The sequence below is a fragment of the Sinorhizobium sp. 6-70 genome (genome assembly GCF_030124375.1).
Classification (GTDB): Bacteria; Pseudomonadota; Alphaproteobacteria; order Rhizobiales; family Rhizobiaceae; genus Sinorhizobium.
The window spans coordinates 20,755-41,591 of the sequence record NZ_JASKLS010000006.1 but is presented as its reverse complement, the minus strand read 5'-3'; the positions used below and the strand labels follow the sequence as shown (position 1 = coordinate 41,591).

Sequence of the window (20,837 nt, the reverse complement as noted above, 5' to 3'; positions counted from 1 at the left end):
GTCTCGGGCAGCCCGCGAAGGCTACAGCCAGGGGGAAAGATGCTGGAAGTCATTGCCTTTGTTGCTTTTGCCATGGCGCTTGCCGCTTTTCTCGGTGGCCGACGGACCGCGGAGCGGCTGGAGAACGAGATCAATTCGCTGAAGGTCGAGATCGCTCGATTGAGCGAGCGACGGACCGCAGCCGAACCTGCTTCCCCGCAGGCGACCGACGAAGCGCAGGCTCCGGAAACGACTGCCATTGAAGACGAGGGGAAGGATGGGCCCTGGTCGCGGGCAGGGCGCGAGGGTGCGCGCATCGGCGGGGAGGTGCCAAACGAGGTCGAGCCCGGCCAAGCCGAGGACGTTGCCGCCGCGGCTGCTGTCGCGGAAGCTCCAGCACCTGCAGCAGGAAGCCTTGAAAGCCGAATCGGCGGCCAATGGCCCGTTTGGGTCGGCGGCCTGGCGCTGGCGCTCGGCGGCTACTTCCTGGTGCAATATTCTATCGATGCAGGGCTGCTGAGCCCGGCCGTTCGACTGACGCTGGCGGCGGCTTTCGGTCTGGTGCTTGGGATCGCCGGCGAGGTGATCCGCCGTCGTGCGGTGCCGACGATTGCCGACAGGTTCCGCCATGCGATGATCCCGGGCGTGCTGACGGCGGCCGGCGCCGTCACGCTGTTCGGTGTCGTCTATGCCGCCCATGGTATTTACGGATTCATCGGCACCGCGACCGCGTTCGTGCTGCTGGCGCTGGTTTCGCTGGTGACGGTCGCTCTGTCGCTGCTGCATGGCCAGGCCCTTGCCGGGCTCGGGCTTCTCGCCTCGCTGCTCACACCCTTGTTTGTATCGAGCACGGAGCCTCGACCCTGGGTGCTGTTCGGCTTCCTCGCGATTGCCTGGCTTGCGACGCTCTGCGCCTCGCGCCTGCGCCGCTGGACGGTTGTCCCGACACTCGCCAATGTCGGGCTTGGCCTCTGGGGGCTCGCCTATGTTGTGGGCGTGACACCTTTCGAGGCGCCGCCGGTTGCTTTTGCACTCCTGGTGATGATCGCGGGCGTCGGATTGATTTGGCCCGGCACCGCTGAGCGAGCCGCCGGAGCGGAGGGCGCGCCGGAGGCGGGGGGTGCTGCGGCGACCGTGCCCAGCCCATGGGAGAGACTGTTCGCGCCGCCCCATGCGGCTGTCACGGTTTCAGCCGCGATTGCGGCAACGGTTCTCGCGCTGCTCTTCATCAGCCCGGCCGTCACCGCCGAGCGTTTTCCGGTCCAGGAGTTTGTCGTGGTGGTCGCGGCGTTAGCCTTGGTCGGCGCGCTGAGGGCAAACGCAATCTATCCGGCTCTCTTCGCCGCCTTCGGGGCGATGGCCGGAACGTGGAGCCTGACTGCACTCAGCAACGTTCTTGCCTATCTCGACCCTTCGCGCGCGCAGCCGGAGATCGTCGTTCCAGGCAGCACGGCGATGCTGACTGCGATGGTGCTGTCGGCTGTCTTCGTCCTGCTCGCTTGCTTCGTGCTCGCCAGGCGGCTCGCGACACAAGCGCAGTTTTCCATCCTGTGGGCGGGCATTGCCGCCATCGTGCCAAACGCCCTTTTGGCCATGTCCTTCCTCATGACGGGCAAATTCGCATTCGATCTGCCACACGGGCTCGCAGCCGTCATCAGCAGTTTGTTTCTTCTTGGTCTCGTGGAGTGGTTATACCGCCGAAGCGCCGAAACGAGGGATTTGCATATCGCTGGCGGGCTGTTGGTCGCAGGCTCCTTCGGCCTCCTTGTCCTCGGCCTGCATGCCTGGACGGACGGGCTCGTCACGACTCTTGCGATCGCTCTGCTCGGCGCCGGGTACACCTTCGCCACGCGCGCTCGCTCCTGGCCGGTTCTGCCTTGGATAACCGTCGGATCTGCCCTTGTGGTTCTGGCGCGGATCGCCTGGGAGCCGACGATCGTCGGTGCCGGCAATCTCTCAACGACGCCGGTGTTCAATGCCCTCCTGCCGGGCTATGGCATTCCGGCGTTGCTGCTGGTGACGTCCGCCTATCTGCTTCGCGCCTCGCCGGCGACGCGTGTGCGCAATCTCTTACAGGCGCTCGCGAGCCTTTTCGTCCTGCTGACACTGGCCATCCTTGTTCGTCACGCAATGAATGGCGGCGTTCTGGACAGCTCTGTTCCGACGCTTGCGGAGCAGTCCATTTATACGCTGCTCGCAATCGGCGCGTCCGGCATCTTCATGACCCTCGACACGAGGTCGCCGAGTCCGGTGTTCCGTTACGGTGGCATGGTGGTGGGCGTGCTTTCGATGCTGTCGGTTCTTTCGGCGCATCTTCTCGGTCTCAATCCCTATTTCAGCGGCGAACTGCTCGGCAGGGTCCCGTTCTTCGATCTGCTCCTCATCGGTTATCTGCTGCCCGGCATCGCTTATGCCGGGCTCTCCTGGTATGCGCGCGACAAGCGCCCCTGGCCCTATGTGGCTGCGCTTGCGGTCAGCGGTGCCGTCCTCGCCTTTGCCTGGGCGAGCCTCAGCGTTCGCCGCTTCTGGCAAGGGGAGAATATCGCGAACTGGAAGGGCTTCCTCCAGGGGGAAACCTACACGTATTCGGTCGTCTGGCTGGTACTCGGCGTGCTGCTCCTGGTCCTTGGCTCACGCTTCAATGCGAAGAGCATTCGCATTGCCTCGGCCGTGCTCGTTTTCATCGCAGTGCTCAAGGTCTTCCTTATCGACATGTCGAATTTGGAAGGCTTCCTGCGCGCCCTATCCTTCATCGGCCTTGGTGGCGTACTGATCGGTATCGGACTCTTCTACCAGAAGATCCTCTCCAACACGGGGAATGGCGGCCGCGCTGGCGGTGCTGGAACCACGACCGAGGCAGGCGAAAGGACAAGCCGCGCATGACACGCCTTCCGGAGCTGGCCGCGGCCTTTGCACCTCATGACGAGCTTGCGGCGAAGCTATTGCCGCATGCCTTTGCCGATGGCGACGGTTCGCACGATGCCTCGCACCTCATTCGCGTCTGGAAAAACGCCGCGCGCATACAGGCCGAGGAGGGCGGCGACATACGCATTCTAGCAGCCGCCGTCCTTCTCCATGATTGCGTTTCGGTCGAGAAGAATTCGCCGCAGCGCGCTGAAGCTTCCCGGCTTGCCGCCGAGAAAGCCTGGCAAATCCTCGACGGGTTCGGCTGGCGCACGGCGGACATTTCGCCCGTCGCCCATGCAATCCTGACGCACAGCTTTTCCGCCAACTTGCCGCCCGAAACGCTGGAGGCGAAAATCCTGCAGGATGCGGACCGGCTGGACGCAATCGGCATGGTCGGGGCGGCGCGCTGCTTTTATATCGCCGGACGCATGGGCAGCGGGCTCTATGATCCGCTCGACCCGCTGGCCGAGGCCCGGCCGCTCGACGACAAGGCCTTCGCGATTGATCACTTCGAAACGAAGCTCTTTCGTCTCGCCGACGGTTTCCAGACGGCGACAGGGCGTCGGCTGGCGACGGAGCGGCAAGCAAGGTTGCGTGGCGTGCTTGCCATGCTGCTTGATGAAATCTAAATCTTTCAACGGATTGGCGCCGCTCCGTGAATCAGATTGCGAGCGGCCTGAATCAATTTCTGAGCTCGGGAAGATCGATATGAAAGTGACCGGCCTTAATACCCATCCCCTGAAGAGCGGCCGCGCAATTCCGCAAAGCGAGGTGACCGTCAATGTCGATGGGCTTGCCGGCGACAGGCGTTTCATGGTGGTCGAACCGGATGGCCACTTCATCACCCAACGTGAGTTGCAGGCGCTGGCACAGGTCGAAGCGGCGCACATCGACGGCGGCGTACACCTGAAAATGAACGGCGATGAATTGTCCGTGCGCTTCGATCCGGACCGCCGCCTCGATGTCCGCGTCTGGTCGAGCGATGTCGATGCCGCGGTGGCCGACGATGCTGCCAATGACGTGCTTTCCGGCTGGTTTGGGCGGCCGGTGAAGCTCGTCCACATGGACGAACAGGCGGAGCGCTTCGTCGGCACCGAATGGGCGGGCGCGGCAGCGCCGGTCGGATTTGCCGATGGCTTTCCGATCCTCATCACGACGACCGGGTCGCTGGCCGACCTAAACCGCACGCTGATCGAAAAGGGGCAGGAGCCGGTCGGCATGGAGCGTTTCCGCACCAACATCCTGATCGATTGCGATGAACCCTGGGCGGAGGATTGGTGGGAAAGCCTGGAGATCGGGGGCATCCCCTTTGATCTCGTCAAACCCTGCGCCCGCTGCATCATGACCACCCAGGACCAGCAGACGGGCGAGCGAATCGGCGGCAATCCGATTCAGGGTCTTGCGGACAAGCGCATGTCCGCCGAGCGGCGCGTGGCGGGTGTTCTCTTCGGTTGGAATGCGGTGCCGCGGGGCGAGGGCATCGTTAAGCTCGGCGACGAGGCCAGGGTCATTCGCCGGCGCGCCGAGCGCTGGCCGATGAAGGTGCGCAATGCCAATTGAACGGCGTCATGCCCCGAATGGCGACTTTGCCAAGATGCGCCATCAATTCCTGTGATCACATCGTCAAATTAATTGGCTTTCCTCAATTTGAGCATCGCCATAGCATGCGCCCTCATCAATTTGGGCTGCCATAGCCATGGCCCCTCATCGATCGGAGCTCCCACGATGTCCGCTGTTTCTGCCACCGCAACCCGCGTTTCCGAGCGCAGCAGCCTACCGTGGCTGATCATCGCAGCCGGTTCGGTGATCGCAATGCTCACCTTTGGTCCGCGCTCTGCCATGGGTTTCTTCCAGTTGCCGATGCTTGCCGACATGGGGTGGGATCGAACGACGTTTGGCCTCGCGATGGCGCTCCAGAACCTCTGCTGGGGTCTTGGGCAGCCGTTCTTCGGCGCCATAGCCGATAAATTCGGCACCTGGCGCGTGCTGGCGCTGTCCGGTCTTCTCTACGCGGCGGGTCTCGTCATCATGGCCTTTGCCAATGCTCCGATCTGGTTGCATGTCGGGGGCGGCGTGCTTGTCGGTCTCGGCGTCGCGTCCGGCTCCTTCGGCATCGTGCTTTCCGCTTTTGCCCGCCATGTCGCACCGGAGCAGCGCTCTCTCGCTTTCGGCATCGGCACGGCTGCCGGCTCCGCCGGCATGTTCCTGTTCGCGCCGCTGAGCCAAGGACTGATTTCCGCCTTTGGCTGGTCCGACAGCCTTGTCTATCTCGGCGTGCTGATGCTGCTTGTCCCGCTCGTCGCAATCCCCCTGCGCGGCAATGCTTCCTCGGGCCGCCAGTCGGAAACGCTGTACAAGCAGACGGTCGGCGAGGCTCTGAGGGAAGCAATGGGGCACAGAAGCTATCTGCTGCTGGTTTCAGGTTTCTTCGTCTGCGGCTATCAGGTGGCCTTCATCACCGCCCATTTCCCCGCCTATATCGGCGACATCGGCATCGATGCCCGTTACGCGGTGATTGCGCTTGCGCTGATCGGCTTCTTCAACATCATCGGGTCGTTCTCGGCGGGCATCATCGGGCAGCGCTATTCGAAGCCCTATTTCCTGGCACTGATCTACGTTGCCCGCTCGGTCGCTGTCGCGGCCTTCCTGCTGCTGCCGCAGTCGCCGACCTCGGTCATCATCTTCGCCGTCGTCATGGGCCTCTTGTGGCTGTCGACCGTGCCGCCGACCAACGGCTTGGTCGCGATCATGTTCGGAACGAGACATCTCGGCCTGCTCGGCGGCATCGTCTTCCTTTCCCACCAGATCGGTTCCTTCCTCGGCGTCTGGATGGGCGGCTATCTCTACGACCGCTTCGGTTCCTATGATCCGGTCTGGTGGCTGGGTGTGGCGCTCGGCGTCTTTGCGGCCATCGTCCACTGGCCGATCGAGGAGAGGGGCGTCGCAAGACCGGCGATGGCCTGACCGGCGGCAATACCGATGCGCCCCCGAAATGGGCGCATCCTTCTTGAAATCTGTCACAAAACTTTCTAAATCAGTCGCCGCGGCTTCGCCGCTTTTGTTTTGACCCAATTATGCTCAGTGTGAGCATAAATGGAAACCGCCAGGGACGGCGGGAGAGGAGAGCCCGATGACCAGACTTGACCTTCGCGCGGATGCGGCGCCAGCCCCGGCATTCGTCAGCGCGGCCGCGCGCTTCGGCGTCATCGAGAAGCCGGACCTCGCCTACACGCCGGCGATCGCCCGCGAAACCGCGCATCTCTACGAGAAGGTCAAGGATTTCATCCCGGCCATCGAGTGGGCCGCCTACGCGCCCTATGTTCACGCGATCAATCGGCTGAAGAAAGAGCGCAACGCCGTCATTCTGGCGCACAATTACCAGACGCCCGATATTTTCCATTGCGTCGCCGACATCGTCGGGGATTCGCTGCAACTCGCCCGCGACGCCACCAAGGTCGATGCCGAAATCATCGTCCAGTGCGGCGTACACTTCATGGCCGAGACCTCGAAGCTCCTCAATCCGGAAAAGACGGTGCTGATCCCCGATGCGAAGGCGGGCTGCTCGTTGTCCGAATCGATCACCGGCGCGGATGTGCGCCTGCTCAAGGAGCGTTATCCCGGCGTGCCGGTCGTTACCTACGTCAACACCTCGGCCGATGTGAAGGCGGAGACCGACATCTGCTGCACTTCGTCCAACGTGCTGGCGGTCGTTGAGAGCCTGGAATCCGACACCGTGCTCTGCATTCCCGACGAATATCTCGCGATGAACGTCGCGCGCCAGACGAACAAGAAGATCCTCACCTGGAAGGGACATTGCGAGGTCCATGAGCGCTTCACCGCGGCGGAGCTCCTCGCCTACAAGGAGGCCAATCCGGGTATCGAGATCATCGGCCACCCGGAATGCCACCCCGATGTCATCGCCGTCTGCGATTTCGCCGGCTCCACGTCGGGCATGATCAACTACGTCAAGGACAAGCGGCCGCAAAAGGTGCTTCTTGTCACCGAATGCTCCATGGCTTCCAATATCCAGGCGGAAGTCGAGGGCGTCGATTTCGTCAAACCGTGCAATCTCTGTCCGCACATGAAGCGCATAACGCTGCCGAAGATCCTCGACAGCCTGCTCAACATGACGGAGGAGGTTCTTGTCGACCCGGCGATCGCCGGCCGCGCCCGCCTTGCGGTCGAGCGCATGGTGAACCTCAAGCAATAGTCGATGTCCGGGCCTGTGGCCCGGCACCCATGCATGCGGCTGGAGGAGTACCGAGCCATGCTGAAAGACCATTTTCGTCCGCAATCCTTCAACGGGATCGATGACATCGTCATCGTCGGCGGCGGCCTTGCCGGGCTCTTCTGCGCGCTGAAGCTGGCGCCGCGTCCTGTGACCATCCTTGCCGCCGCCCCGATCGGGCACGGCGCCTCGTCTGCCTGGGCGCAGGGCGGGATCGCGGCCGCGATGAGCCCGGGCGACACGTTCGAAAAGCATGTCGCCGATACCGTCACCGCCGGCGCCGGCATAGTCGACGAGAAAATGACACGGATGATGGTCGCCGAGGGACCGGCGCGCATTCACGACCTGCTCGACTACGGCGTGCCCTTCGACCGCGATCTTGAAGGCAAGCTCCTGCTTTCGCGCGAGGCGGCGCATTCCGAACGGCGCATCGTGCGCGTCAGGGGCGACATGGCCGGCAAGGCGATCATGGAAGCGCTGATCGCCGCCGTGCGCAGGACTCCGTCTATCCGCGTCATCGAAGGCTACGTGGTCGAGGAACTGGTGCGCGAAGGGCGCTTCATCTCCGGCGTCATCGCAAGGCCGGACGCCGGTCAATCGAAGGTCCGCGTTTCGTTCCCGGCGCGCGCCGTCGTTCTCTGCTCCGGCGGCATCGGGCATCTCTACGCCGTCACCACCAATCCTTGGGAGGCCTGCGGCCAGGGTGTCGGCATGGCTGCACGGGCAGGCGCCATCATCGCCGATCCGGAATTCGTCCAATTCCATCCAACCGCGATCAATATCGGCAAGGACCCAGCGCCTTTGGCCACCGAGGCGCTGCGCGGTGACGGCGCCGTGCTTGTCAATTCCGCAGGTCATCGTTTCATGCTCGATATTCATCCCGACGGCGAACTCGCGCCGCGGGATATCGTCTCGCGCGGTGTTTTTGCCGAAGTGCAGGCCGGGCGTGGCGCCTTCCTCGATTGCACCAGGGCCGTCGGCAAACATTTCCCGGAGATGTTCCCGACCGTTTATGTCTCCTGTCTTGCGGCTGGCATCGATCCGGTGACGCAACCGATCCCGGTCGTCCCAGCCGTTCACTATCACATGGGGGGCGTGCTGACCGATGGGCAGGGCCGCACCTCGATCGATGGTCTCTGGGCAGCGGGCGAAGTGACATCGACCGGTGTTCACGGCGCCAATCGTCTTGCTTCGAACTCGCTGCTGGAGGCCGTTGTCTTTGCCGCGCGTATCGCGGAAAGCATCAAGGGAACCTTGCCGACGCCGAAGCTCACCGAGTGGGGCGACAACGCCGGCGAAAACGACGATCCGGTGACGGTCGAGGACAGCCCGCCGTTCAAGATCCTGCGCAGCCTGATGAGCGAGTGCGTCGGCGTAATTCGCACGCACGAGAGCCTGACGCGGGCGATCCGCGAGATTGCGGCGCTGGAGCGCGCCAACAACCGCCTGCGCTTCGCCAACATCATCACCACCGCCAAGCTCATCGCCGTCGCGGCCCTTCAGCGAACGGAAAGCCGCGGTGGTCATTTCCGCGCCGACTGCCCGTCCGAGCGCCCCGAATGGCAGCGGCGCACGTACCTGACGCTGGCGCAGGCCGAACGCCTGGCCGCAGAAGTGGCCGAAACCGAGCCGGCGTGATGCCGGCCCGGTGTCTGCGATCGTTATGATGATATCCCTGCAGGAGCCAAGCCCATGACCGCCGCGCTACGCCCGGAACTGCCCGCCCTCATGGTCGAAGACCAGGTGAGGGCCGCCATCCTGGAGGATCTTGGTCGTGCCGGCGATATCACGACACTGTCGACGATCGGTCCGGATATGACGGCATCGGCGACCATGCGTGTCCGCGATGCGGGCGTCATCGCCGGGCTTGAATTGGCAAGAACGGCGTTTCGGCTGGTCGATCCGTCGATCCGCTTCGACGCGCTCGCGGCAGACGGTGATCGCGTCGCGCCCGGTAGCGACATTGCCAGGATTTCGGGCCGCGCAAGGGGTCTGCTGTCCGCCGAGCGCGTCGCTCTCAATTTCCTCATGCATCTCTCCGGGATCGCCACCTACACGGCGAAATTCGCCGATGAGATCGCCCCCACGACCGCCAAGGTCTGCTGCACGCGCAAGACCATCCCCGGCCTGCGCGCGCTGGAGAAATACGCCGTCCGTCTCGGCGGGGGCTCGAACCATCGCTATGGCCTTGATGACGCGGTGTTGATCAAGGACAACCATATCGCCGTATCCGGCGGTGTTGCCGACGCCATTCTTGCCGCACGCGCCTATTGCGGCCATCTCGTCAAGGTGGAGGTCGAGGTCGACGGGCTTGCGCAGATGCGCGAGGCGCTGACTGCTGCTCCGGACGTGATCCTGCTCGACAATATGGGACCGGAGTTGCTGCGCGAGGCCGTTACGGTCAATGCCGAACATTGGCGCCTGAGCCCGGCTGACTATGCCGCCGATCCGCGCCGCACGCGGCTCGAAGCGTCGGGCAACGTCAAGATCGACACCATCCGGGCGATCGCCGAGACGGGCGTCGACTACGTCTCTACATCGAAGATCACCATGGCGGCGCCGACGCTCGATATCGGGCTTGATGTGACGATCTAGGTTCGCTGCGAGCAGTGTTCTCGAAATCGCCGAACACAACTCTTCCGCGCTCGCGTGGAACGACATCACCATTTGCGCGTTGGTTCTTCTTTCCCGCGAGCGAGGAAGGATTTGGCGATGATCAGAATATTAGCCGTAGTTGCGCTGGCTATTAGCGCGGCAGCCACCGCGTCTGCGCAAGAGTCATCGCAGACCGCCGTCGCAAACTTCGTCGGCAAGGACGGCAAGGAGACGGGGCGGGCCACGTTGACGGCGGCCGGCAAGGGAGTGCTGATCGAGATGGAAATCACCGACCTGCCAAAGAACACCTGGGTTGCTTTCCACGTTCACGAAGTCGGAAGCTGCGATCCGGCGGGCGGCTACGAGTCGGCGGGCAAGCATTTTGCGGGCGAAGATGCGAATGCCGAACACGGATTCCTGGCGCAAAAGGGTCCGCATGCGGGCGATATGCCGAACCAATATGTCGGCGCCGACGGGACGCTCCGCGCGCAGGTGTTCAACAGCTTCGTCACTCTCGACGACAAGGGCACCGCCATTCGTGGTCGCGCCTTGATGATCCATGCGCGTTCCGATGACAACCGCAGCCAGCCGGCGGGTGACGCGGGTGACCGACTGGCCTGCGCCATCATTAAGTAACCTATCGTCCGCCGACCTTCAGGCCCGGGGCAGGCCGCTCGTCGAGAATCTGGCGGCGGAAGCGAAAAAGCGCGGCCGGCCGCCCGCCGGTGGAGGCAAGCGTTCCGCCGGTCGGCTCTACCAGTGCTGCCCCCTCGACCAGACGCCGGAAGTTCTGCTTGTGCAAGTGACGGCCGGAGATCGCTTCGACGGTTGCCTGCAGATCGGTTAGCGTGAACTCGGGCGGCATCAGTTCGAACACCACCGGCCGGTATTTGATCTTGCCGCGCAACCTGGCGACGGCCGTTGCGACGATACGACGGTGGTCATGGCGCATCGCCAAGCCGATCGCCGGATTGTCGAGATTGCGGCAGTGCCCGTCGATCACCGCCTCGCGCACAAGGCCGGCTTCGTAAAGCAACTCGTAGCGTTCGAGCACGCGCTCCTCGTCCCAGGGAAAATCGTCAAGGCCGAAGGCGAGCCGAATGCGGGAGCGACGTTGCGCGGCGGAAGCCGATCGTTCGTCATATGGCGGACTGTTTTCCCAGCGGGTGAGCGCCGGCAGGATGACATGATCGAGGAGGGCGGGACGCCCACGCCGCCAATCCTCCCACGGCAGATAAGCGTACCAGTCTCGCCAATGGGCGCCGGCCCCGGCCAGCCGCTCATTGTTCTCCGCGTCTGTCCGCGTCAGCGCTAGATAACCGACGGAGACCATGTGCTTGCCTTCCTCTCCGGGCAGCCGCTGGCGGCCACGGTCGCCGAAGGTGTAGAGCTGTTCGATATATCCAAGCCTGAGAGCGATGCGCTTTTCGACGCGGTCGCGCAGCCCCGTCTCGAAAGTGCGGTGACGCGCCGGATCAAATGGACCGAAGGGCAGGCTGTCGCGCGCGTCGCCATCCGCTTCGCTGACAGCGAGAATATGCGGGCTGCGGTTGACGACAGCGACGATTGCCGCATTGAGGCCGATCTCGACCGTGACTGCAGGCATGTCAGTCGGCATGCCACGCGCTCTCCGCTCGGGTGGTGAGCATAAAGGGCGCATTGCCGTCGGCGTCGGCGCCGCGGCCGATGGACCGCACGGCATCAACGAGCCTGCCCTTTCGCGACAGCGTCTCGTCGCCGATCTCCACCAGTCGTGGGTTTGGCGTAGCGTATGGCGAGACGCGGCGCAGGCGTGCGACGAGCGCGGCGTCGTCCTGGTCGGGCTCCACCGCCAGCGCCGCAATCAACGCCGCTGCCGGCGAACGGGAAACGCCCATCCAGCAATGGATGAGGAGCGGGCGGGTACGGTCCCAGTTGCAGGCAAAATCAATAATTTGCCGGACATGTTCCTCTTGCGGCGCGATCAGGTCGCCCGTTCCCGCGAAGTTGATGTCGTTGACACCGATCGTCAGGTGTTTCGCTCGGTCGATGACAGCGGGTCGGTGAAAATCCTGTCCCTTGGCAAGCAGGCTCACCATTTCGCGGCAACCGTGGCGAACGGCCATTTCCGCGATGCGCGCAAGCGGCGAGACGACGATGCCGGTCATTCAGGCTTCCGCCTTTGCCATGGTCCGCTCCCCTTCGAGCGTATTGAACCGTTCGGCGAACAGCCGCTGCGCCTCGACCGCCGGCAGCGGATCAATGAGCAGGGTCTTCCGCGTAATGCCGCGCGGTTGGCCGAAAAACCTGCGAGCCTCTTCCGCCGAAAAACCGGCAAGCTCGGTCGCCTCGAAATAGGCAGCGATGCGATCAGCCTTCTTGATCCGCTCCTTGAGTTCCTTGGGCGTATGAGGTGGCAAGCCGAAGCGCAGGTGCACGGCGCCTTCGAGCCGCTTTTCCACAGTCTTGTAACCACCGCCGACGACGGCCTTGAACGGCGAGATCATGTCGCCGATGACATACTCGGGGGCATCGTGAAGGAGCGCCATCAGGCATTCTTCCGCATTGCAGCGGTTGGTCCGACGGAAGATATCCTCGACGATCAGGCTATGCTGGGCGACGGAAAAAGCATGATCTCCCGAAGTCTGGCCGTTCCAGCGCGCCACGCGGGCAAGACCGTGGGCGATGTCGGAAAGCTCGACGTCGAGCGGCGAGGGGTCGAGCAGATCGAGCCGCCGGCCGGAAAGCATACGCTGCCAGGCTCGCGCATTGATCATGCGCTTGCCTCATCGGCCTCGGTCGGGAACGAAAGGCCGGTCCAGCCGGGCAAGGTCAATGTCACGGGCACGTCGCCTGCAAGAATGGCATCTCCATTCGTAATCGCTTCGCCGGCCTTGTCGATGCGAACGATGGCAAGGCCGGTCTTGTGCTGTACGGTGCCGAGGGAGCCGATCGATCGGCCGTCGACGGTAATGCTGGCACCCGTCGGCGGCAGCGGTGCTTCGCCGGCCACGATCACGACACGGCGGCGTGCCGCCGCGCGATGCTGCATGCGGGAAACGACCTCCTGACCGACATAGCAGCCCTTCCGGAAGGAGAGGCCGCCGTTGAGGTCCATCAGAACATCGTGCGGAAAGGCATCCTGCAGGGCGAAGTCGATGCCCGAAACGGCGATGCCGCCGGCGATTCTCAGCCCCTCGAGGTCCCCGGCGGTCGCGTCCGCGCGTTCCACTTCGCGATAGAGACGGAAAACGGAAAGACCGGCCTTTTCAAATCTATGGTCGCGGTAACTCCCCGCCGGCGGCTCTTCTTCTCCGAACACGACCGTAACCGGCGCGGGCGACCGCAGCGAGAGATCGACCGCAGAGCGCAATTTATACATGGTCAGGCGTTTCAGCAGCGGCTCGGCTTGGTCGCTCGTCGTCTCCAGCCTCAGCGCCTCGCCGTCGCGGGAGATCAGGAAATCGAACAGGATCTTGCCCTGAGGCGTCAGCAAGGCACCGGGCCGAACTTCATCGGAGCCCAGCACACCAATGTCCGTGGTAATCAGGCTTTGCAGAAGATCCTCGGCGTCCTTGCCGGAAACGCTGACGATCGCGCGATCATCGAGGCAAACCTTTGGCATCGTTCGAATCCCGTTCTCTTTGTCGAAGAGGTAGGATGTTCGCCTGCCATCGGCAAGCGTGCCGTCGGAGCGGAGCGAGGAAAAGTGCTTCGGTCCGGGTTGGGTCCACTCAATCGCCGGCGATGAAAAACTTCCACCGGCCGTCGGGTGTGATGCCGACGCGGTAGAAGTTATAGCTGCCGAACTCTTCCATTTCGGCGAAGTCGCCGGCGGTGACGAGCCGGAATAGATCCACCTTTTCGGGCGCCGTCAGCGAAGACAATGGTTTCTCGGCAAAGTAGGGCCAGACATAGGCCTCCTCAGGCGTGCCCTTGTCAGCGAGAACGAAGCCGGTCGACAGAACGTCGAGAAGGATCGCCAGGATTTCGACGCCGTCCTGGTCACCGGAAAGGCCCTTGAGCGTTGTGACGGGGTCCTCGTCGCTGTTGACCCCTGTCACCTGTGTTTGGGTCGGTCCCTTGCCGAGCAGCGGTCGCAATCTTTCGATATCGCCCGAGGCGGCGGCTTCGACGATCAGTTCACGCATGCGCGCAACGGGAGCCGGAATCTTGGAGACATCCGTCAGCACATCGACCGGTTCGACGACTTGCGGGGTCTCGATTTCGTCATCCTTGGCCGCGGCATTGTCGACCAACGGGTCAGGCATCGGAATTTCGAGGGGCGCCTGCTCCTCTGGCTCGACCTGTTCAGGCTGGTCGGAGGGCGCCCTGTTCTGATCACCGGCAATGGGGCCAGGAACGCCTTGAAGTTCGCTGAGCGCAAACGTGGGAGCAGCCATGATCGGCGTGCACGCGGCTACGCCGGCCAACAGCAGCGTAACAAGGCGAACCGAGGCAACCCGGTTTGCAAGGTTCCGTCTCATTGAGGCAGTCCCGATATTATTGGATTGTCCGCTGCGGCGAGAATTCTCCGGCCAGCATCCGCTCGCGAAGCGAATTCAGCATCGCTTCGGCACCTTCTTCGCCATGGAGACGGATGGTTTCCCGCATGGCCAGTGCGATCGCGGCATCGGCGATGATCTCCGGCTCGATCCCGTCCGCCATGCCGTCCGCCCAGGCTTCGTTCTGATGTTCGAGGGCCGCCTGCATTTTCTCGTGGACGATCATGTCGTCGATGTCGGTCAGGCTTGGTTCCATCATTCGTTCCATGCGACTTCCAATACGTGCACTTGGCTCAATCTAACGACCTTCCGCTGAACCGCAACTGAACGGGGCGGATAGGCCGGTGACTTCTTACCACTCTCTTAACAAACTTAGCAGCCTTTTCCCGAAACGACACGGGGTCCCGAAAAAAGAGGTTAATTTCTTGCTAATTTCCAAAGCGGGCGACGATTTCTGACGCAAGTGTTGCACCTTCGGCACGGTACCGCTGCTCGGCGAGCGTGGCGGGCTCCGTGCAAGTCGTATAGACGGACGCGAAGGTTCGGTACCCACGGTTGAAGGCGGCGGTCAGACGCTCGCGCCGCTTCGGTTCGTCGGCCGCCTCCTTGTCGATCAATTCCTGTGTCGAACGCCGCCACGTGTCTTCCTCGGCCTTGAGGCAGAGATTGCGCAGATAGTGGACCGATCCGAGAATTTCGGCCAGGCGAACCAGTCGCTGGTCATAGGGCGTCGCGTTTTCCCCGGTCACCGGGGGCGTCGCCTTGTCCGGCTGGGGTGTTTCTTCCTGCTGAGCGGCGGCGCCCATGGCGAAAACGAGAAGGGCGCCGGTCAGGGCAAGTCGAAGAATGAGCGGGGCGCTGGTCATGATCCCATCAAATCCGAATCGGCGTCGGTTTTATGGCAGACTTTGCTTGCAGGGAGCCTTGGCCGGAGTCCGGACAGCCTTTCCACGCATTGGCGAACGCTCTCGGGAATCGGTAATTCGAAGATTTCCTCAGGCGTAAACCAGCCAACCCCTGCGGCGTCATCATTGGCGATCGCAACGGCGTCGTCGTCCGCCTGAACGGTGAAAACGGAAAGCAGGAAATGCCGCCCCTCCGATTCCCTTCCCGGCAGATCGTAGGTTTCGAAGAGTACCGGGTCGCGGCCGCTGATGCCGGTTTCCTCGGCAAGTTCGCGCAGCGCAGTCTCTGCCGGCGTTTCGCCCGGCTCAGCCCGGCCGCCGGGGAAGGCGTACATGTCGGCCGACGGTGCGTTGGCGCGCCGGACGAGGAGATAGCGCCCATCCCGTTCGAGGATGGCGGAGGAGGCGAGTTCGGGCCGCTTTTGCATCGCAGAATCAAAATGGCGTTGGATCGTTGACCCATCCTACGTGAAGTGCCACATCGATGTCATGTGCGGACGTTTTGCGCTGACGGCGACGCCGGAAGAACTGATGGAACTGTTTGGGCTGCTGGAGGCGGAAGATTTCCCGGCGCGCTACAACATCGCGCCAACGCAGCCGATCATCGTGGTCGTCGCCTCGGATCGGGCGAAGCCGGGCAGCAACCTGCCGGAGCGCAAGGCCCTGCTTGTCCGCTGGGGCTTCATGCCCGGCTGGGTGAAGGATCCACGCAAGTTCCCGCTGCTCATCAACGCCCGTTCGGAATCGGCGGTGGGAAAAGCCGCCTTCCGCGCGGCGATGCGGCATCGCCGCATTCTGGTGCCGGCTTCCGGCTTCTACGAGTGGCGCCGCCCGGCAAAAGGCGGCGGCGAATCCTCCCAGGCCTACTGGGTCCGCCCGAAGGGGGGCGGCATCGTCGCCTTTGCCGGCCTCATGGAGACGTGGTCTTCGGCAGACGGCTCGGAGGTCGATACGGCTGCGATCCTCACCACCGGTTCAAACAAGGTGATTCGGCATATCCATGATCGCATGCCGGTCGTGATCCAACCGGAAGAATTTGCCCGCTGGCTGGATTGTCGGACCCAGGAACCGCGCGAAGTCGCCGATCTCCTGACGCCGGCTCCTGACGACTATTTCGAGGCGATCGCCGTATCGGACAAGGTCAACAAGGTCGCCAATACCGGGCCCGAGCTCCAGGACGAAGCCGTTCCTGTCAAGTCGCCGCAACCGGCAAGCCCGAACCGCCACCGGAACGAAGACGACGGGCAGATGTCCCTGTTTTAGCCCCGCGTCGGCAGGATCTAGGCGGTGCGCTTGACGAGCTTGCCTGCCGGCTTGACCTTGATCTGTAGCGCGGCGGCAAGCACGGCCTTCAGGCCAAGCGGCCGATACAGCGTTACCAGATCGGCGACGGGCGGTTTCGTTTCGGTTGTCTTGGCGGCCTTCACTTTGCATTCTCTCCTTAATGCATTCCCTTACCGGAAATACTTCGTTTTCCCGTTATGCGCGTAAACGAAGCTACCCCTTGTTCCTCCGGAAACAGGCGTCGGATGCAGGGGCCAATCTGCAATCGCGAATCTCCTTCCCGTTGCGGTGATCCAGATAAGCCAAATGATGACAAAACCATGGCCGCCATCATTGGATGATGCCGGCCGTCGCATGCCTGTGGTTGACCTCTTGACCGGCGTGATGCGAAGCGCGATAAGTGTCGCCATGAAAACGGTTATCTGCATTATTTGCCGGAAGATTATTCGCTAGCGATCCGCTGGCCTGGCCGTTTTCGTCTCCCGAAATCCAAGATGACAAACGTGCGGGCCGCCCGGACGCTATATGTTCCGACGGTTGCATGCAGGCTTGGAGATTTGGGATGGGCGCAATGCCGACTTTGAAGCTGTACAACACACTGACGCGGGAGAAGGCCGATTTCCGGCCCATCGATCCGGAGAACGTCCGTTTGTATGTCTGCGGCCCCACGGTTTACGACTATGCCCATATCGGCAACGCGCGTCCGAACATCGTCTTCGACGTTCTTTTTCGGCTGCTGCGCCACGTCTACGGCGCCAATCATGTCACCTATGCTCGCAACATCACCGACGTCGACGACAAGATCAACGCGCGGGCGCTGCGCGATTTTCCAGGGCTGCCGCTGAACGAGGCGATCCGGCGTGTGACCGAGAAAACCGAGACGCAGTTTCTGCTGGATGTCGCGACGCTTGGCTGCCTTGATCCGGACGTCCAGCCGCGCGCCACGGAAAATATCCCCCAGATGGTCTCGATCATCGAGAAACTGATCGCGAAGGGACACGCCTATCAAGCCGCCGGGGAGGTGCTGTTCGATACGAAATCGATGGCCGACTACGGCCAGCTTTCAAAGCGCAACCTCGACGAGCAGCAGGCCGGGGCCCGCATCGCGGTCGATGCTCACAAGAAAAATCCCGGCGATTTCGTGCTCTGGAAACTTTCCGAGGACGACGAGCCTGGCTGGGACAGCCCCTGGGGACGCGGTCGCCCCGGCTGGCACATCGAATGCTCGGCGATGAGCGGACGTTATCTCGGCGAGGTGTTCGACATTCACGGAGGCGGGCTTGATTTGATCTTCCCGCATCATGAAAACGAAATCGCCCAGTCGCGTTGCGCCCATGGTACCGAGGTGATGGCGAACGTGTGGATGCACAATGGCTTCCTGCAGGTCGAGGGCCGCAAGATGTCGAAGTCCGAGGGCAATTTCGTCACGATCTACGAACTCCTCCATACCGAGAAGTTCGGTGGCCGCAAATGGCCGGGCGAGGTGCTGCGGCTCGCGATGCTGATGACGCACTATCGCGAGCCGATCGACTTCTCGATCAAGCGCCTGGAGGAGGCCGAACACCTGTTGTCCAAATGGCCCGTCCCCGCAGAGGCAGTCGGCGAACCGGATCCTGCGATCGTCGCGGCGCTTGCGGATGACCTCAACACCGTCGCCGCGGTCCAGGCATTGCATGCGCTTGCCCAGAAGGCATCCGTCGATTCGCGTCAGGCGGGCGTTTTCGCCGCAAGTGCAGCTCTGCTTGGCGTTATGCCAAAGGAAATCGAGCTCGACGAGGCGGTCGTGCATGAGATCGACGAGCGCGTCCGTGCCCGTCTCGAACTGATCAAGGCGAAGAACTTCGCTGAAGCGGACAGTATTCGCGACGATCTTCAGGCACGAGGCATTCAACTCAAGGACGGCAAGGACCCGGAAACCGGCGAGCGGGTGACGACCTGGGAGGTCAAGCGGTCGCAGGCGTGACGTGGGCGGCAGTAGGGCGACGATCCCGGCGAACCGAAGAGGAGCGTGACATGACGGACGAGATCCATACTGGCGGGTGCCAATGTGGCGCGATCCGCTTTCGCGTCGAGGGAGAGCTCGGCGACGCCTCGGTTTGCCATTGCCGCATGTGCCAGAAGGCGAGCGGAAACTTCTATCTGCCGCTGGTCTCCGTGCGCGGAGCGAAGGTCACCTGGACGCGCGGCGAGCGCAGGCGCTTTCAGTCATCGAACGCCGTCTGGCGCGGCTTCTGCGGTGATTGCGGCACGCCGCTGACCTATGAAGCGCCGGACGGCATGGCACTGGCGATCGCTGCCTTCGATAGGCCCCAGGGCATCGCGCCGACGATCCAGTGGGGGATCGAGGCGAAGCTTCCCTATGTCGACCGGGTGCACGAACTCCCGGGCGAAGACACCATGCAGGATGTGGCGGCGGGCTCCTTCCTCGCCGACCTCGTTTCCTATCAGCACCCCGATCACGATACCGAAACCTGGCCACCGGAGGCAAAACGATGACCGATGCTGTACGAACAGGAGGATGCCAATGTGGAGCCGTGCGCTTCCGCATCCATGGAAAGCTCGGCCGCCCGTCCATCTGCCACTGCCGCATGTGCCAAAAACAGTTCGGGTCGTTCTTTTCGGCGCTGGTCACGGCCCCGAAGGATGGGGTGGAGTGGACCCGCCACGAACCGAGCTACTTCCAGTCCTCCGTCAATATCGATCGCGGTTTCTGCCCGAAATGCGGAACGCCGCTGACCTATCGGCATCCGGGCGGCCTCGAAATCGCAATCGGCAGCTTCGATGACCGCTCCGACCTCGCGCCGAAAATCCAGGTCAATTACGCCTCGCGCCTGCCTTGGGTCGAAACGATTTTCGAGCAGCCGGTTCATGACGACGCGGACTATTATGCCCGGCAGGAACAGATCATTTCCTTCCAGCACCCCGACCACGAAACGGATCAGTGGCCGGTGGCGGGGGACTGGAAGTGATGATCCGGCGAATCTTTACCGGCGGCTGCCAGTGCGGCGCGGTGCGCTACCGCGCCGAGGGCACGCTCGACGATCCGCATCTTTGCCATTGCCGCATGTGCCAGAAGGCAGCGGGCAACTACTTCCTGCCGCTTGCCAACGTCAAGCGGGACGATTTTCTGATTACCCGCGGAGAGCCGTCCTGGTTCGAGTCGTCGCATCTCGTCAGGCGCGGCTTCTGTCGCGATTGCGGCACGCCGCTCTTCTACGACATGCCGGGCGAGGATTTCCTGAACATCACACTCGGCTCACTCGACGATCCGGACGACGTGCAGCCGATCTACCAGTCCGGAATCGAGTCGCGCATGCTGTGGTTTTCCCATCTGCCGCGCCTTCCGGAAAAGGAAACGGACAACCGGACCGAAGAATCGGCCGCGCGTCATTTGCTTGTGCTGGCATCGAACCGCCAGCATCCCGACTACGACACCGTGCATTGGCCACCCAAGGAAGACCTATTGTGAGCGTTACATTGCGTACCCTTTATCCGGAAATCGAACCCTATGCCTCCGGCCGCCTCGATGTGGGCGACGGCCATGTGATCTATTGGGAACGCGTGGGCACGCCGGGGGCAAAGCCGGCGGTTTTCCTGCATGGCGGACCTGGCGGCACGATCTCGGCGAAGCACCGTCGGCTCTTCGACCCGGCACTTTACGATGTGACGCTGTTCGATCAGCGCGGCTGCGGCAAATCCACGCCGCATGCGGAGATCGAGGCGAATACCACGTGGCATCTCGTCGCCGATATCGAACGCTTGCGCGAATTGGCCGGCGTTGAAAAATGGCTGGTCTTTGGCGGCTCCTGGGGCTCGACGCTGGCGCTTGCCTATGCCGAGACCCATCCGCAACGTGTTTCCGAACTTGTCGTCCGGGGCATCTATACGCTGACTAGGGCCGAACTCGACTGGTACTATCAGTTCGGCGTCTCGGAAATGTTTCCCGACAAATGGGAACGCTTCATCGCTCCGATCCCGCCGGAAGAACGCCATGAGATGATGCTGGCCTATCATCGGCGGCTCACGAGCGAGGACCGCGCGACGCGGCTTGCCGCCGCAAAGGCCTGGAGCATCTGGGAAGGCGAGACGATTACTCTCATGCCGGAACCGGCGACGAGCACACCCTTCGAGGAGGAGGACTATGCGCACGCCTTTGCCCGGATCGAGAACCATTTCTTCGTCAATGCCGGTTGGCTGGAGGAGGGACAGTTGCTGCGCGACGCGCACAAGCTCCACGGCATTCCGGGCTTGATCGTGCATGGCCGGTACGACATGCCGTGCCCGGCCAAATATGCCTGGCAGCTGCACAAGGCATGGCCGCAGGCGGAATTCCATCTGATCGAGGGCGCGGGACATGCCTATTCGGAGCCGGGAATTCTCGACCGCCTGATCCGAGCGACGGACAAATTTGCAGGCAAGACGGAATAACACGGAAAGTGTCTGCGGCTTTTCGCA

23 protein-coding genes are annotated in these 20,837 nt (G+C 62.8%); 14 read left to right on the top strand and 9 right to left on the bottom strand.

All coding sequences use genetic code 11. The features are described from left to right. The first annotated feature begins 39 nt into the window (after positions 1-39). From QN222_RS13560 to QN222_RS13525, 8 genes are all read left to right on the top strand, one after another. Positions 40-2,862, top strand: a complete 2,823-nt coding sequence (locus QN222_RS13560; protein ID WP_283961726.1) for a DUF2339 domain-containing protein — start codon at positions 40-42, stop codon at positions 2,860-2,862. After that, complete coding sequence (locus QN222_RS13555; protein WP_283961727.1) at positions 2,859-3,515, top strand: HD domain-containing protein; 657 nt, start codon at positions 2,859-2,861, stop codon at positions 3,513-3,515. Before QN222_RS13560 ends, QN222_RS13555 begins: the two co-directional genes overlap by 4 nt. Before the next feature lie 79 nt (positions 3,516-3,594). Beyond that, on the top strand, positions 3,595-4,446 hold the full coding sequence (locus tag QN222_RS13550; protein WP_283961728.1) for an MOSC domain-containing protein: 852 nt from the start codon (positions 3,595-3,597) through the stop codon (positions 4,444-4,446). 165 nt (positions 4,447-4,611) lie between these two features. Beyond that, positions 4,612-5,850 (top strand): MFS transporter, encoded by a 1,239-nt coding sequence (locus QN222_RS13545; protein WP_283961729.1) that lies wholly within the window; start codon positions 4,612-4,614, stop codon positions 5,848-5,850. A 166-nt stretch (positions 5,851-6,016) separates the two neighbouring features. Continuing rightward, on the top strand, positions 6,017-7,096 hold the full coding sequence (gene nadA / locus QN222_RS13540; RefSeq protein ID WP_283961730.1) for a quinolinate synthase NadA: 1,080 nt from the start codon (positions 6,017-6,019) through the stop codon (positions 7,094-7,096). 57 nt (positions 7,097-7,153) lie between these two features. Next, positions 7,154-8,752, top strand: coding sequence for an L-aspartate oxidase (locus QN222_RS13535; protein ID WP_283961731.1), 1,599 nt, complete (start codon positions 7,154-7,156; stop codon positions 8,750-8,752). 54 nt (positions 8,753-8,806) lie between these two features. Then, a complete protein-coding gene (gene nadC, locus QN222_RS13530; RefSeq protein WP_283961732.1) occupies positions 8,807-9,709 on the top strand; it encodes a carboxylating nicotinate-nucleotide diphosphorylase in 903 nt (300 codons plus the stop codon). 117 nt (positions 9,710-9,826) lie between these two features. Further along, positions 9,827-10,345 (top strand): superoxide dismutase family protein, encoded by a 519-nt coding sequence (locus QN222_RS13525; RefSeq protein ID WP_283961752.1) that lies wholly within the window; start codon positions 9,827-9,829, stop codon positions 10,343-10,345. Position 10,346: 1 nt separating this feature from the next. Here the strand turns inward: QN222_RS13525 and QN222_RS13520 are convergent, their stop codons facing one another. The 8 genes from QN222_RS13520 to QN222_RS13485 all read right to left on the bottom strand — a co-directional run bounded on the left by QN222_RS13520 (position 10,347) and on the right by QN222_RS13485 (position 15,526). Next, positions 10,347-11,327, bottom strand: a complete 981-nt coding sequence (locus tag QN222_RS13520; RefSeq protein WP_283961733.1) for an NAD regulator — start codon at positions 11,325-11,327, stop codon at positions 10,347-10,349. Continuing rightward, the gene (locus QN222_RS13515; RefSeq protein ID WP_284005472.1) at positions 11,317-11,856 is read right to left on the bottom strand and encodes a tyrosine phosphatase family protein; all 540 of its coding nucleotides are present in this window, start codon (positions 11,854-11,856) and stop codon (positions 11,317-11,319) included. Before QN222_RS13515 ends, QN222_RS13520 begins: the two co-directional genes overlap by 11 nt. Further along, the gene (locus QN222_RS13510) at positions 11,857-12,465 is read right to left on the bottom strand and encodes an HD family hydrolase (protein ID WP_283961735.1); all 609 of its coding nucleotides are present in this window, start codon (positions 12,463-12,465) and stop codon (positions 11,857-11,859) included. It lies immediately after the preceding gene. Further along, on the bottom strand, positions 12,462-13,313 hold the full coding sequence (locus QN222_RS13505) for a folate-binding protein YgfZ (protein ID WP_283961736.1): 852 nt from the start codon (positions 13,311-13,313) through the stop codon (positions 12,462-12,464). The genes QN222_RS13510 and QN222_RS13505 overlap by 4 nt, the downstream gene beginning before the upstream one ends. 109 nt (positions 13,314-13,422) lie before the next feature. Further along, positions 13,423-14,175, bottom strand: a complete 753-nt coding sequence (locus tag QN222_RS13500) for a hypothetical protein (RefSeq protein ID WP_283961737.1) — start codon at positions 14,173-14,175, stop codon at positions 13,423-13,425. Between the two features lie 16 nt (positions 14,176-14,191). Further along, on the bottom strand, positions 14,192-14,461 hold the full coding sequence (locus tag QN222_RS13495; protein WP_085939040.1) for a hypothetical protein: 270 nt from the start codon (positions 14,459-14,461) through the stop codon (positions 14,192-14,194). 160 nt (positions 14,462-14,621) lie between these two features. Next, positions 14,622-15,059: a TIGR02301 family protein gene (locus QN222_RS13490; RefSeq protein WP_283961738.1), complete on the bottom strand. Its 438-nt coding sequence runs from the start codon at positions 15,057-15,059 to the stop codon at positions 14,622-14,624. Beyond that, positions 15,056-15,526 carry an NUDIX hydrolase gene (locus tag QN222_RS13485; RefSeq protein ID WP_283961739.1) on the bottom strand — a complete coding sequence of 157 codons (471 nt, stop codon included), beginning with the start codon at positions 15,524-15,526 and terminating at the stop codon, positions 15,056-15,058. The genes QN222_RS13490 and QN222_RS13485 overlap by 4 nt, the downstream gene beginning before the upstream one ends. 61 nt (positions 15,527-15,587) lie before the next feature. Between QN222_RS13485 and QN222_RS13480 the strand changes: the two genes are divergently transcribed. After that, the gene (locus tag QN222_RS13480) at positions 15,588-16,361 is read left to right on the top strand and encodes an SOS response-associated peptidase (protein WP_284005470.1); all 774 of its coding nucleotides are present in this window, start codon (positions 15,588-15,590) and stop codon (positions 16,359-16,361) included. A 17-nt stretch (positions 16,362-16,378) separates the two neighbouring features. Here QN222_RS13480 and QN222_RS13475 read toward each other — a convergent pair whose 3' ends face one another. Then, positions 16,379-16,525 carry a hypothetical protein gene (locus tag QN222_RS13475; RefSeq protein WP_283961741.1) on the bottom strand — a complete coding sequence of 49 codons (147 nt, stop codon included), beginning with the start codon at positions 16,523-16,525 and terminating at the stop codon, positions 16,379-16,381. A gap of 419 nt (positions 16,526-16,944) precedes the next feature. Between QN222_RS13475 and cysS the strand changes: the two genes are divergently transcribed. The 5 genes from cysS to pip are packed head-to-tail and all read left to right on the top strand — an operon-like array spanning position 16,945 to position 20,810. Beyond that, a complete protein-coding gene (cysS, locus tag QN222_RS13470; protein WP_283961742.1) occupies positions 16,945-18,345 on the top strand; it encodes a cysteine--tRNA ligase in 1,401 nt (466 codons plus the stop codon). Positions 18,346-18,395: 50 nt separating this feature from the next. Then, on the top strand, positions 18,396-18,878 hold the full coding sequence (locus QN222_RS13465; protein ID WP_283961743.1) for a GFA family protein: 483 nt from the start codon (positions 18,396-18,398) through the stop codon (positions 18,876-18,878). Then, on the top strand, positions 18,875-19,351 hold the full coding sequence (locus QN222_RS13460) for a GFA family protein (protein ID WP_283961744.1): 477 nt from the start codon (positions 18,875-18,877) through the stop codon (positions 19,349-19,351). The genes QN222_RS13465 and QN222_RS13460 overlap by 4 nt, the downstream gene beginning before the upstream one ends. After that, on the top strand, positions 19,351-19,851 hold the full coding sequence (locus QN222_RS13455) for a GFA family protein (protein WP_283961745.1): 501 nt from the start codon (positions 19,351-19,353) through the stop codon (positions 19,849-19,851). The genes QN222_RS13460 and QN222_RS13455 overlap by 1 nt, the downstream gene beginning before the upstream one ends. Continuing rightward, on the top strand, positions 19,848-20,810 hold the full coding sequence (gene pip, locus QN222_RS13450; RefSeq protein WP_283961746.1) for a prolyl aminopeptidase: 963 nt from the start codon (positions 19,848-19,850) through the stop codon (positions 20,808-20,810). Before QN222_RS13455 ends, pip begins: the two co-directional genes overlap by 4 nt. Positions 20,811-20,837 lie beyond the last annotated feature (27 nt).